We start from the raw sequence: 12,261 nt of genomic DNA, 5'->3' as shown, positions 1-12,261 counted from the left end.
AGGTCAGTTGAGTCGTTTGGACTTGAAGGTCTGGCCCACACAATCGAGCAGCCCGCCAATCATCCAGGGTTTCTTGATGAAGGACACCTCGTGTCGCACGCCTGCGCTTTCAGGGGTTTCGAAACCGGACATGATCATGATCGGCTTGTCCGGCCAGCGATCGCCGAACTGGTTCGCCAGGTCCGCGCCATTGAGCGTGCCGGGCATGGTGATGTCCGTCAGCAGCATGCCTACCTCCGGCGCATGCTGCTCCAGATACATCACTGCCGCGTCCGCACTGGTTTTCGGCTCGACGACAAAACCTTCCTCCTGAAGAATCTCACAGAGAAAATCCAGGATCAGCGGGTCGTCTTCAACCACCAGAATCAACCCGCCAGGAAGATCACCACCCGCCGTCGGTACTCGACTCATGACTGTGCCGCCCCCTGATAGCCTCAATGATTTCGCGGGCTCTGACCCGCTACCTAAAAGGTATGAGCAGCGGACTCGGCGGAAATTCATTTTTGATGCAACCAGGTGACCGATCCGGGTTTTGTAGTGACCTTGAGGGCGCTTTCGCTGGCAAGCCAGCTCCTACGGAGATCTGTGGCGTTTGCAAAATCCGTGTAGGAGCGAGCTTGCTCGCGATGGTCGTTAACGATAACGCGTACTTACTGGCTAAACGCGGCGTTCTTGAGTCCATCGCGAGCAAGCTCGCTCCCACAGGGTCTGTGGTGCTTGGACTTATTGCGACATTTCGCCTTTCTTCATCGCATCCTTGGACATGGCATCTTTTTTCATAGCGTCCTTGGACATTGCATCCTTGGACATGCTGTCTTTGGACATGGCGTCCTTGGACATCGAATCGGTCTTCTTCATCGCGTCTTTTTTCATCGCATCCTTGGACATGGCGTCCTTGGTCATCGAATCCTTGCTCATGCTGTCGTTGCTCATCGTGTCAGCTGCGAACACAGAGGCAGCGCCAACGGCCAGGCACATGGACAGAACTACAGTGGTCAACTTTTTCATGGTGAAACTCCTTGGAGCGTGGGTTGTGGACGTGCGAAATGGCCAGGCATCCATCAGCTGCCACCGAACCAGTTGTAGCCCTGGTCTTCCCAGTAGCCGCCGCTGTAGGTGTTGCTGACGAAAATCGCCTGAATGTGTTTGGGGTTCTTGTAGCCAAGCTTGGTGGGCATGCGCAGCTTCATCGGGAAGCCGTATTCGCGCGGTAGCACCGCGCCGTCATACGTCAGCGTCAGCAGGGTTTGCGCGTGCAGTGCGGTGGCCATGTCGATGCTGGTGTAGTAGTCGTCGGCGCATTTGAAACCGACGTATTTGGCATCGGTGTCGGCGCCGATGCGCTTGAGGAAGTCACTGAAGCGCACGCCGCCCCAACGCCCGATGGCGCTCCAGCCTTCGACGCAAATGTGCCGGGTGATCTGCTCGGTCTGGGCCATGGCGCGCAGCCCTTCGAGGCGCCAGCTGCGTTTGTCGGCGACCAGGCCGGTGACTTCCAGGCGATAGCCCTCCTCCTCCACTGTCGGCGCCTCGTCGATGCCGTAAAAGGCATTGAAGGGAAACGGCCGGGTAATCATCGACGCCGGATAGGTTGGCGCCATCGCATTGGGGTTGAACAGCCAGCCCTGTACCCGATCGTTGAAGCGCGACATGGACGACAACGCAGTCTCGATGCTTTCGTTGTCGGTGATGTTGCAGCCGGACAGCATGGCCACGCCGCCGAGGGTCAGACCACGCAACAGGAACGAGCGGCGCGAGCGGTCTTCGATTTGCGGGGCGAGGATCTTGCGGGCATCGGTGAGGATCGAAGCCTCGTCCAGCCCGGGCACCTGAATACGCTTTTTCATACCTGCTCCTTGCGGCCGACAATCATGGCCAACAGCGTTTTCGGCACCAGCGCGACCATCAGCAGATGCACTGCGACGAAGGCCACCAACAGCGCCATGGCGAAAAAGTGCACACGGCGCGCGCCTTCATAACCAAACAGCAATTCACGCAACAGCGGGAACTGCACCGACTTCCACAACACCAGCCCGGAGAGCACCAGCAGCGTGATGTCGACCATCACGAACAGGTAAGCCAGCCGTTGCACCTGGTTGTAATGACTGAGGTCGGCATGCCCGAGTTTTCCGCGCACGGCGGCCCACAGGTCATGCAGCACGCCTTTGGGCGAGACCGGGAAAAAACGCCGCTTCAGGCGTCCGCTGAACAGGTTGAAGGCCAGGTAGACCAGGCCGTTGATCGCCAGAAACCACATCGCCGCGAAATGCCATTGCAGCGCACCACCGAGCCAGCCGCCGAGGGTGATCGACTTGGGAAAACTGAATTCGTAGATCGGCGAGGCGTTGTAGATGCGCCAGCCGCTGGTGACCATCACCAGCACCGCCAGGGCGTTGAGCCAATGGGTCAGGCGTAGCCAGCGTGGATGAGTGGACTTGGGTGAAGCAGTTGACTGCGACATGTCCGGCTCCGGATTGTTGTTGTTCGTTGGAGCCGAGTATGGGAGCCGGAAGATCGCCAAATCCTCACGTAAAGTTAAATTAATCGTGATAACTGCTCATTCACTACCGACCAAAACCCTGTAGGAGTGAGCCTGCTCGCGATGACGGTTCATCAGTCGACATCAATGTTGAATGACAGACCGCTATCGCGAGCAGGCTCACTCCTACAGGGTTCTGTGGTGGTCCGCCGGTTGCGCAATTATGGTTAAATGCCGCCCCCCACAAATGACCGACCCGACCCGATGAACCCTGAAGCCCTCGCCACCCTCAAGCAGCACCTGCTGACCGCCCTGGCGGCCGCCCCCGCCGAAACCCGCCGCCTGTTCCACGGCCGTGGCCGCTGCTGGCCGGGGCTGGAGCAAGTCACCGTGGACTGGTTGCAGGGCGTGGTGCTGGTGGCGCTGTTCAAGGAGCCGGATGCGGCGCAACTGGAAGACGTGAAGCAGGTGCTGATGACAGTCACCCGGTCTGAGCAATGGGCAAAATCCGGCGCCCACACGCTGTTGCTGCAACATCGCTACCTGCTGCAAAGCACCACAGAATGGTTGCTGGGGGAAGAAATCGACGAACTGACGATCACTGAGGGCGGGCTGAAGTACCGGGTCGACCTGGGCCGCAAGCAAAACACCGGGCTGTTCCTCGACATGCGCTACGGCCGCGAGTGGGTCCGCGCCAATGCCGAGGGCAAACGGGTATTGAACCTGTTCGCCTACACCTGCGGTTTCTCGGTGGCGGCCATCGAAGGCGGCGCGAGCCACGTGGTCAACCTCGACATGTCGAGCCCCGCCTTGAACCGTGGCCGCGACAACCACCGGCTCAATGGCCACGACATGAGCAAGGTGAGCTTCCTGGGTCACGACCTGTTCAAATCCTGGGGCAAGGTGATCGGCAAGGGGCCGTACGACCTGGTGATCATCGACCCGCCGTCGTTCCAGAAAGGCAGCTTCCTGCTGACCAAGGATTACCAGCGTGTGCTGCGCCGGTTGCCGGAATTGCTCAGCCCTCAAGGCACCGTACTGGCCTGCATGAACGACCCGGCGTTTGGTGCCGACTTCCTGATCGACGGCGTGACCCGCGAGGCGCCAAGCCTGAAGTTTGAGCAACGGCTGGAGAATCCGCCGGAGTTTCCGGATGCGGATATGGAGTGTGGGTTGAAGGCGTTGGTGTTCAGGCTGGAAGGCTAAAGATCGCAACCCGGACACTACTAATGCGGATTCCGTATCCCTTCGACCCTGTAGTGGACACCACCCTGGTGACTCAACATAAGTCGGTGGGCTCCCCGTTTGGTACTTCCAGGAAAACCCCGCAGATCCGCAGACCACAAACCGTCCCGATGGCGATGCCAATTGATTGCTCCAGTACGACCTTCACGCAGACTGTTAATCGTTGAGGAAACGCTTTTGTGGTCAGGGTCAGTCGGATCATCCAGGATCGAATCCACCGCTCGGGTATCAATTTCCCAGTGCTGGATGGATGCTGGCGCCGCTGACGATGTGGCCGAGCCCAAACTGGAGTGTGATTTTTTTCCGGTCTTGCGCACGCTCGCGACAGAGTTGGCACCTGCTACATCAAATGATTCAACGTAGGGAGACTGCTCAGTAGATGATTGCTCACTTGGCGTCTCTCGAATTAACAGCATGTTGTAGCCCAGCCGTTTGAGCCCTTGAACTGGATTTTTTTCCGTACTAAGGACACGCCATGCTTTATCAGCGTTGCTTTCGGGGCCCGTATACCCAGAGATTCTTCCTGTTTGCGCACGGAAAAGTCTAAGCATTACCCCATCGCTCCCTGAAATATTACGATGGTCAAAAGCAAAGTTCGAAAACCTCGCTGCTTCCTCCCGCGTCAGCTTTTCGTGTTCTGCAAGACTGCTAGCCAGATTTCTAATGTCCTGACCAAACTGCCGTTCCACTCTGTCGGTATTGGCGGCCACAGCCTCTGGTCGTAACTGTAGATACTCGTGCGTTCGCACAATCCCGAACAGCGTCCCACCCAACAGGGCGCCAACTGAAGCACCTGTCATGGCATTGCCCGCCAACCAACCCAACCCGGCCCCGATCAAGGTCAGCAAGAACACGAGAATGACCCCTCCCAAAATCTGGGTGCCCGAAACCTGTTCCCCGTTCAGTCCAAATCGATCAACAAAGTTGATCGGGTTGTTGCCCACCATCGCATAACGATTGGGGCCCTCCATTTCCCCGGCGGGATCCGGACAAATCCAGCGCTGTAACCACGGCGCGTAATACCGGTAGCCATAGTAATAAAGCCCGGTCGCATCTCGCTCTTTACCCGAATAGCGGATGGTTTTGTACTGCGCCACCAACGCACTTTTCCCCGCCCAGCACGCCGTACCGCCAAACGGGTAATAGTGTTCCTGGGTCAGCACGCCCGCCTCGTCGTCCAGTTCCAGGGTACTGGAGTCGAGGTGATCACTGAGGCTATAGCGCAGCTGGTCGCTGTGCGCACCTTGAGGCCAATGCAGCGCCCGCACGGTGCTGCGCCCGGCCTCGACGCTGATGACGTGGTGTTCTTCGCCATCGGCCTGGCGGTGGATTTCCAGACCCGGGAGGTAGCGGACTTCCGTGCGCAGGGTGCGGCCGCTGCTGTGGGCGAATCCCGTTTTGCGCACGCGATGGCCGGGGCGGTCGTAGCGGTAGCACTCGTAGTCGTCGGGCTCGGTTTCGCGTTTGACCAACGTCACGCAACTCAATTGATTGCGACTGTCCCAGAGCATGGCCTGCCCGCGTTGCAGTTCCTGTTGATTGCCACCGGCATCAAACCCCGAGTCGATATCGGGCTCGCCCGGCAGCGAGCCGTCGTCCCGTTGCGCCAGGCTGCGGTTGCTTCGTGCCGAGGTGAACATCGAGAAGCCCGGCGCACCGCTGTGCTGGCGGCTGATCAAATTCCCGGCCCGGTCGTATTCGAAGCGCTGGGTGTAATTGCGCCGTTGGTTGGGGTCCAGCGGCGTGGGCAACAGTGTTGGCAGGGCCGGGCCATGGCTCGGCTGGCTGACCTCCCAACCCTGGGCTTCGACCAGTTGATACAGGCTGTCGTAGCGGTAGCGATTGATCGGCTCGATGCGCTGGTTGTTGAAATGGGTCGCGGGCTGGGACAGGTCGTGCAGCTCGACGATGTTGCCCCCCGCGTCGTAGACGTAGTGCAGGTCCTGCAAGGGTTTCTGGTTGCCGACTGCCGCCGCCAGCCGGATCAGCCGTCCGTCATCGGCAGCGTACTCGGCGCGGGTCAGCACGCCATTGCCGGCGGTTTCCCGTTCGACCTGATCCAGCGCGTTGTAATGGATGTCGCTGACCAGGCGTTGCGCTCGCTTGCCCTCGCCGGCCAATTGCAGCCAGGCCTCACTCAACTTGCCGGCCACGTCGTAGGCAAATGTCCTGACGTTGCCCATGGCATCGGTTTGTCGCTGAAGCTCGCCAGTGGGATTGAAACGGTGGCGGGTGATGAATGATTGAGCTTCCAGATACTCATCTCTGGCATCGAATGCGGGCGGCCAGTCGGGTGTTTCAAGGTCGAGGAGCAAGCGTTGTTCTTCAACCAGCGCTGAACCGGCGAGCCCGTAGTCGGCCACCCATTGAGTGCCTGCCGGATGGTCATGGCGGATCAACTGTCCACACTGGTTGTGCTCGGCGAACGCAGGACCGGGATCTCCGTAGTTCAGTCGCTCCACTACACGTGGCGCCTCTCTAGTGGCGTGCTCCGTCACAGCGACCGGACGCAGCAGGGCGTCATAGTCGATGTGACGCTTATTGCCTCGTGCATCCCAGTATGAACAGGACAAACCCGCCCGATCCAGCAAGTTCAACTGCCATCCGGCATCGACGCTGTCCGTCAGCAACGGTTGGCCGCTCAAACCATAGAGCGTGGTCAAGTTCGGCTTCAGCACCGAGTCCCACAAACGCGGGTCCCACGACTCGATCAACCGCCGCTCCGCGTCGAAGCGTTGTCGAGTGATGCGTGGGTCAATCTCCGGGCTGTCGGGATGGCGGCAATAGTCGACGCTGCGAACCGTCAAGGCGCGCGGATCGATGACCGACAGCGTCGGGGTCGCGGCGTGGGGGTTCATTGCATTGGCGGTCCTTTGCTTTGATGGAGGACAGACTGAGCCCTTTTTGGCTGGGCCGATACTGTAAGAAGTTACAGATCGACGCCTGTGAATTCGCCATCATCGAAACGCCGCCCGGAGCAAGCTCCCACAATGAATCGTGCCGAATGGATATCAGTGGTTTGTCAGTCAGATCATGTTGACGGTGGCCATGTTGCTGGTGGCGGTGATTCAGTTGGGCGGGGACCGGTTGGCGCGGGGGTTGAACAAGCGCTAGCCCTGTAGGAGCGAGCCTGCTCGCGATGGAGGTCAACGATAACGCGGGAAACCAGATTCCCCGTGGCGCCCTCAGGTTTTTCGCGAGCAAGCTCGCTCCTACACAAGTGGCGATTTTGATGATATTTCTTACAGGAAAATCAGCGGTTTTGCAGGCCCGTTCCCTTTCTTTTGCAGGACATTTCCTAGATCATTTCGCTCGCTTGCGCCTGTGAATTCTAGTGGCTAGTCTCGGTCCGTCACTGCTCATCAGTGATCGGGTTTAGTAGCCCGGAACAATAGGCGCATAGCGATTCCATGCTCATGTCCGGTAATTTTTGCCGCATGCAGAATATGGTGGCTGTGCGTGGGGCACCTTCGGGTGCACCGGTTTTTCCTATTGACCGGCCTACTAACCTGCGTACAGCCGCCACCCAATCGTTTAGTAGGCGATAAGTGATGGCTCCCATGCAGAAATAGGAGTAACACTCATGAAAAAATCCGTACCCGATCCACCTCCCGAAAACCCTACCAACGAAACCGTCACCGACGATTTGCTCAGGGATCGTTCTGCGCTCTACCGCGCCATCGATTTCCACCTCACCGGCAAACAACCCGCACCAACCGATGAAATGCGCTTCTACAACGTCAGCAAAGACGTGAGCTTTGAAGACACCCAGCTCTATGTCGCCGACCTGCTGCGCTGTGCTTCGGTCACGGCGTATCAGTGTGGCGATCAACTCGAGGGCGCCGACCGGGCGATGGTGTACTCGATCTGGCATTTGCTGGAGATTGCCAAGGCGATGGTGGATCGGTCTATTGAATGTCTGGGAATGAAGCAGGGCTGAGCAATCGGTTATCAGTGTTATCGCCATCGCGAGCCTGCTCGCGATAGCTAGGGCCGCGGCTGACGGCTCAACGCGGCTGCAACACCAGCGCAAACAACTCGCCATGCCCGTTCACGTTGAGCTTGTGATAAAGGTTGCGCCGGTGCACTTTCACCGTCTCTGGAGAGATGCCCATTTGCTGGGCGATGGCCTTGCTGGAGAAGCCCTGGAGAATCAGGCGCGCGGTTTCGATCTCGCGCACTGTCAGGCGCGCGTCGAAGCGATCGAGCAAGGTCGCCAAATCGCCGGCCGGTGGTTCGGCGACCGGCCCTTGCGGCGGCTGCAAATCCAGGTGTCGGCGCATTGCTGCCAGCACCCAGTCACGCACGCACAGCAAGCGGCCCTGCTCCTCGAGGCTGAAGCGCGTCGAACGCCCAAGGGACAGGCCAAGCACGGCGCCGTCGACGTTGACCATGAACTGCAACTCGTCCCCACCGACCACGGTGCTGAAGTAACTCAGGTAGTACTCGCTGTGCTGGAACTGGTCGGGGGCCACCGATTCGAGGCTGTGCAAGCCGTCGGCGATGCCGGCGCAGGCAGCTTGATAGAATGGATCGAGCAGGTACATGCCAGCGCTGTAGTCCGCCAGTTCTTCATGCTCGTCGGTACTGCCCTTGGCATCGAAGTCAATCAGCAGGCGCGGCACATGCCCCGGGCGCATCAGCGCTACCAGCGCGTTGTCCAGCGGCACCAGCAAGCGCAGGGTATCGACCAGCGCACGCCAGAAGCCGTCCTGCCCCACTGCCGTGAAAACCCGTGCCAGCCCCTGGTGCACCGGCAACTCTTTCAACAACGCGTCCACGCACTACCCCTTTCGAGTAACCCATGATGGGAATGGGTGAAGGCCACCCCGGTCGATACGCTGCAAACTCCTGATTACCACCGGCCGCAACAGGCCAGGAGTGCCGCATCATGAGTCGTCACCGCTTGTATTTCAATCTGGGGTTTGGTGCCTGCCTGGCGGTGTCGCTGCCGGCCTTTGCCGTCGAAGCCCCGACCGTGCACGTGTACAACTGGTACGACTATATCGGCCCCACTACCCTGCAGGATTTCAAGCGTGACACCGGGATTGCGCCGGTCTACGACACCTTCGACAGCGCCGAAGTGCTCGAAGGCAAACTGCTCACCAGCCGCAGCGGCTATGACGTGGTGGTTGCCAGCAACTTCAGCTTGCCCACGCTGATCAAGGCCGGTGCCCTGGCGCCATTGCCCCGGGCGCAGATGCCGGACTTCAAGAACATGGACACCGAACTGCTAGCGAAACTGGCCAACAACGATCCGGGCAACCAGTACGCCGTGCCCTACCTGTGGGGCACCAACGGCATCGGCTACAACGTCGACAAAGTGCGCGCTGCGTTGGGTGACAAGGCGCCGGTGGATTCCTGGGACCTGGTGTTCAAGGAGGAGAACCTGGCCAAACTCGGCGAATGCGGCGTGGCCATGCTCGACTCGCCGTCGGAGATGCTGCCGGTCGCCCTGCACTACCTCGGCCTGCCACCCAACAGCACCAACCCCGAGGACTACAAGAAGGCCGAAGCGCTGCTGCTCAAGCTGCGCCCGCACATCGCCTACTTCAATTCGTCGAAGTTCATCAGCGACCTGTCCAACGGCAACATCTGCGTGGCGGTCGGCTGGTCCGGCGCGATGCTCGTAGCCAAGAACACCGCCGAGCAGGCCGGCAACGGCGTGAAGATCGCCTACAGCCTGCCGAAGGAAGGCGCGCCGGTGTGGTTCGATACGCTGGTACTGCTCAAGGACGCACCGCACCCGGAACAAGGGATGGCCTTCATCGACTACCTGATGCGCCCTGAAGTGATTGCCTCGGTCAGCGACCACCTCAACTACCCCAACGGCAACCGCCGCGCAACCACGTTGGTGGCCGAAGCGACCCGTAGCAATCCGGCCGTCTACCCGCCAGCCGAAGCCATGGCCACTTTGTTCACCCTCCAGCCCCTGCCGCCAGCCACCGAGCGCATGCGCACGCGGATCTGGAGCAAGGTCAAAAACGGCCAGTGAATCCACTGCATTTCCCTGTGGGAGCGGGCTTGCTCGCGAAAGCGGTGGATCAGCAAAAATTTATAGCGACTGACACTACGTCTTCGCGAGCAAGCCCGCTCCCACATTGGGATTGTGGTGCCCGGAACATCCCTTTTTTCTGCCACGAATCGAAGATGAGAAACCCATGAAACCACGTGCCCGCGACCTGAACATCCAGTTCGGCCAACTGCAGCCCGGCCCGCTCAACGCCATCACTGACGTCCCCGGCGTTCGGGTCGGCCACAGCAATGTGCGAGGACGCACTGCCACCGGCCGCGACATTCTCACCGGCGTCACCGTTATCGAACCGCGTGCCGGCTCCACCAGCCAGCAGCCGTGCTTTGCCGGCGTGCATGTGCTCAACGGCAACGGCGATGCCACGGGGCTGGAGTGGATTCGCGAAGCGGGCTTGCTGACCAGCCCCATTGCCTTCACCAACACCCACAGCCTGGGCGTGGTGCGCGATGCGCTGATCGTGCTCGACCGCGAGCAGCAACCGGATGACGGGCGCCTCTACTGGAACATGCCGGTGGTACTGGAAACCTTCGACGGCCTGCTCAACGACATCAACGGCTTTCACGTGAAGCCGGAACACGTGGCCCAGGCCTTGCGTTCGGCGGCGGGCGGTCCAGTGACCGAAGGTAATGTCGGCGGTGGCAGCGGCATGATCTGCCACGAATTCAAGGGCGGCATCGGCACCGCGTCGCGACGCTTGAACAGCACCCAGGGCGGCTGGACGGTCGGCGCGATTGTCCAGGCCAACCATGGCATTCGCAATGAACTGCGCGTTGACGGGTATCCGGTCGGGCGCTACATGGAACAGGTCGATTCGCCGTTCCTCAAGGCCTCGTTGCCCCACCCGGGGATAGGCTCGATCGTGGTCTGCCTGGCCACCGATGCGCCGTTGCTGCCGCACCAGTGCACCCGCCTGGCCCAGCGCGCCAGCCTCGGCCTGGCCCGCACCGGCGGCGGCAATGAAGACCACAGCGGCGACATCTTCATCGCCTTCGCCACCGGCAATGAACACGTGCCGCCGGCCGCCTATGAGAGCAAGAAAGCACCGACCACCGACAACCTGAGCATGGTCAACAACGATCACATCAGCGAGCTGTTCCTGGCCGCCACCGAAGCCGTGGAAGAAGCCATCATCAATGCCTTGCTCGCCGCCGACACCGCCGAAGGCAACGGGCATGGGGTACCGGGGCTGGATGTCGAAACCTTGCTCAAGGCGTTGCGTCGCGCCGGTTGGCCGGGGGATGCGACTAGCGGTACTTGAGTGCAACACTTGGTCTTTCTAGGATGAACTTGCGCAGCCGCTTGCTTGCTCAAGCCGCTGCGTAGGTGGTGAGTGCACTGAACCCCTACCAAGCTCACCGCCTGCTTCACGCGCATCTTGAGCCTCTCGGCTCCACTTCCTCCCCATCAAGAGCTTTGAGGCTCTTTTTTTACCTCTGAAAACCACACATTTCTCCTGTAGGAGCTGGCTTGCCAGCGAAGGCGTCTGCAGCAACAGCGCATGACTTGAGGCTGCCTTCGCTGCGATGCGGCGACCCGACAAGCCAGCTCCTACAGGGGATTTTTGGTGTTTGGGCGAGTGCGGTCAGACCAGGCGCAACCGAGGGCCGGCGGCCGGTACGGCATCTTCACCCAACCGCCCCCGCACAAATTCATTGGCCTTGCGCATCAATTGGTCCAGATGCCGGTCGCGCTGTTTTTCCGCGTCGGTCATGGCCCGTTTGCCATGCTTTTGCAGCAGATAGGTGTGAATCTGCCGCACTTCCAGCGAGCTATAGATCGACGCCACATCCAGCAGCGCCATCAAGCCATCGGTGGCGTGGTCGCGGGTGTTCATCAACACCTGGGTCGCACGCACACCCACCACCTCGAAGCCCATCGCCTCGAAATACGGCACCTTGGCCACCGCGCAGGTCAGCTCGGCATGGGGATAGCGGCCGACCATTTCCCGCAGCATCCGCCGGGCCACGCCCTGGCGCCGATGCTCAGCCTGCACCGCCATGTACGCCACGCCACACGCCTCGGGGTCGTCCTGCACCGGCAGGTACAACAAAAAGCCGATCACCTTGTCCGGGGCGTCTTCATCAGTGGCAACGATCAACTCCACGGCAATGCCTTTTTCACCGTTCAGCGCTTCCAGATACAGGTGCACCTCATAGCCGATCGCGTATTGATAGAGGTTGTACAGCAGGTTGCTGGGCGGGATCGCGACCATGCTGATGTCGGTCAGGTTGTCGACCACCATCTGCAGGATCTGGCTATTGATGTGCTCGGGGCACGGGGTCTTGAAGTGGCTGATCAGGGGCATTGCGGTGACAGGCTCCGGGGGGGCAAGGGCCGCCTATCATAGCGCGCCTGACACCTGCGGTCCGAAGGGGGATGGACAGACATTCCCCATTCATGCGCCATGTGCATCGCCGGCGTTTGCTTTATGGCTGGAGGCATTGCGTTTTCGAGGCTGGCAGCGGAGTCCGGCACATTTTGTGCTTGATGAACAGGCGTCTTC

The 12,261-nt window shown here is 60.1% G+C and carries 11 protein-coding genes and 1 pseudogene; 5 read left to right on the top strand and 7 right to left on the bottom strand.

The genetic code is table 11. The features are described from left to right. Window positions 1-3: 3 nt before the first annotated feature. The 4 genes from C8K63_RS18060 to C8K63_RS18040 form a co-directional block, all read right to left on the bottom strand. Window positions 4-411, bottom strand: a complete 408-nt coding sequence (locus C8K63_RS18060; protein WP_108217942.1) for a response regulator — start codon at window positions 409-411, stop codon at window positions 4-6. A gap of 312 nt (window positions 412-723) precedes the next feature. Then, a complete protein-coding gene (locus tag C8K63_RS18050; RefSeq protein ID WP_108217941.1) occupies window positions 724-1,008 on the bottom strand; it encodes a pentapeptide MXKDX repeat protein in 285 nt (94 codons plus the stop codon). A gap of 53 nt (window positions 1,009-1,061) precedes the next feature. Beyond that, on the bottom strand, window positions 1,062-1,847 hold the full coding sequence (locus C8K63_RS18045) for a molybdopterin-dependent oxidoreductase (protein WP_108217940.1): 786 nt from the start codon (window positions 1,845-1,847) through the stop codon (window positions 1,062-1,064). Next, the gene (locus C8K63_RS18040; protein WP_108217939.1) at window positions 1,844-2,461 is read right to left on the bottom strand and encodes a cytochrome b/b6 domain-containing protein; all 618 of its coding nucleotides are present in this window, start codon (window positions 2,459-2,461) and stop codon (window positions 1,844-1,846) included. The genes C8K63_RS18045 and C8K63_RS18040 overlap by 4 nt, the downstream gene beginning before the upstream one ends. A gap of 282 nt (window positions 2,462-2,743) precedes the next feature. On the opposite strand from C8K63_RS18040, the gene C8K63_RS18030 reads away from it, so the two are divergent. Continuing rightward, window positions 2,744-3,685, top strand: coding sequence for a class I SAM-dependent methyltransferase (locus C8K63_RS18030; RefSeq protein ID WP_108217938.1), 942 nt, complete (start codon window positions 2,744-2,746; stop codon window positions 3,683-3,685). A gap of 20 nt (window positions 3,686-3,705) precedes the next feature. Here the strand turns inward: C8K63_RS18030 and C8K63_RS18025 are convergent, their stop codons facing one another. Continuing rightward, on the bottom strand, window positions 3,706-6,582 hold the full coding sequence (locus tag C8K63_RS18025; RefSeq protein ID WP_256594969.1) for an RHS repeat domain-containing protein: 2,877 nt from the start codon (window positions 6,580-6,582) through the stop codon (window positions 3,706-3,708). A gap of 148 nt (window positions 6,583-6,730) precedes the next feature. Between C8K63_RS18025 and C8K63_RS30910 the strand changes: the two are divergent. Together C8K63_RS30910 and C8K63_RS18010 are read left to right on the top strand one after the other, a co-directional pair. Further along, window positions 6,731-6,838, top strand: a pseudogene (locus C8K63_RS30910) (ABC transporter permease); the annotation flags it as partial. A gap of 469 nt (window positions 6,839-7,307) precedes the next feature. Continuing rightward, entirely contained in the window at window positions 7,308-7,664 is a 357-nt protein-coding gene (locus C8K63_RS18010) for a DUF6124 family protein (protein WP_108217936.1), read from the top strand. A gap of 67 nt (window positions 7,665-7,731) precedes the next feature. On the opposite strand, the gene C8K63_RS18005 is transcribed toward C8K63_RS18010, so the two are convergent. Next, the gene (locus tag C8K63_RS18005) at window positions 7,732-8,505 is read right to left on the bottom strand and encodes a helix-turn-helix transcriptional regulator (RefSeq protein WP_108217935.1); all 774 of its coding nucleotides are present in this window, start codon (window positions 8,503-8,505) and stop codon (window positions 7,732-7,734) included. 110 nt (window positions 8,506-8,615) lie between these two features. Between C8K63_RS18005 and C8K63_RS18000 the strand changes: the two genes are divergently transcribed. Together C8K63_RS18000 and C8K63_RS17995 are read left to right on the top strand one after the other, a co-directional pair. After that, window positions 8,616-9,719, top strand: coding sequence for an extracellular solute-binding protein (locus C8K63_RS18000; protein WP_108217934.1), 1,104 nt, complete (start codon window positions 8,616-8,618; stop codon window positions 9,717-9,719). 166 nt (window positions 9,720-9,885) lie between these two features. Continuing rightward, on the top strand, window positions 9,886-11,016 hold the full coding sequence (locus tag C8K63_RS17995; protein ID WP_108217933.1) for a P1 family peptidase: 1,131 nt from the start codon (window positions 9,886-9,888) through the stop codon (window positions 11,014-11,016). 324 nt (window positions 11,017-11,340) lie between these two features. Here the strand turns inward: C8K63_RS17995 and C8K63_RS17990 are convergent, their stop codons facing one another. Then, a complete protein-coding gene (locus C8K63_RS17990; protein WP_108217932.1) occupies window positions 11,341-12,063 on the bottom strand; it encodes a GNAT family N-acetyltransferase in 723 nt (240 codons plus the stop codon). Window positions 12,064-12,261 lie beyond the last annotated feature (198 nt).

The organism is Pseudomonas sp. GV085, assembly GCF_003050925.1.
Classification (GTDB): domain Bacteria; phylum Pseudomonadota; class Gammaproteobacteria; order Pseudomonadales; family Pseudomonadaceae; genus Aquipseudomonas.
Note: the sequence above shows the minus strand (reverse complement) of the source record. Positions and strands in the feature narration are given on the sequence as shown.

What these genes read in the sequence shown, in the direction of transcription:
- C8K63_RS18025 (WP_256594969.1), bottom strand. Translation starts at nt 6,582, where the DNA reads ATGAACCCCCACGCCGCGACCCCGACGCTGTCGGTCATCGATCCGCGC.
- C8K63_RS18010 (WP_108217936.1), top strand. Translation starts at nt 7,308, where the DNA reads ATGAAAAAATCCGTACCCGATCCACCTCCCGAAAACCCTACCAACGAA.
- C8K63_RS18000 (WP_108217934.1), top strand. Translation starts at nt 8,616, where the DNA reads ATGAGTCGTCACCGCTTGTATTTCAATCTGGGGTTTGGTGCCTGCCTG.
- C8K63_RS18030 (WP_108217938.1), top strand. Translation starts at nt 2,744, where the DNA reads ATGAACCCTGAAGCCCTCGCCACCCTCAAGCAGCACCTGCTGACCGCC.
- C8K63_RS18040 (WP_108217939.1), bottom strand. Translation starts at nt 2,461, where the DNA reads ATGTCGCAGTCAACTGCTTCACCCAAGTCCACTCATCCACGCTGGCTA.
- C8K63_RS17995 (WP_108217933.1), top strand. Translation starts at nt 9,886, where the DNA reads ATGAAACCACGTGCCCGCGACCTGAACATCCAGTTCGGCCAACTGCAG.
- C8K63_RS18050 (WP_108217941.1), bottom strand. Translation starts at nt 1,008, where the DNA reads ATGAAAAAGTTGACCACTGTAGTTCTGTCCATGTGCCTGGCCGTTGGC.
- C8K63_RS17990 (WP_108217932.1), bottom strand. Translation starts at nt 12,063, where the DNA reads ATGCCCCTGATCAGCCACTTCAAGACCCCGTGCCCCGAGCACATCAAT.
- C8K63_RS18045 (WP_108217940.1), bottom strand. Translation starts at nt 1,847, where the DNA reads ATGAAAAAGCGTATTCAGGTGCCCGGGCTGGACGAGGCTTCGATCCTC.
- C8K63_RS18060 (WP_108217942.1), bottom strand. Translation starts at nt 411, where the DNA reads ATGAGTCGAGTACCGACGGCGGGTGGTGATCTTCCTGGCGGGTTGATT.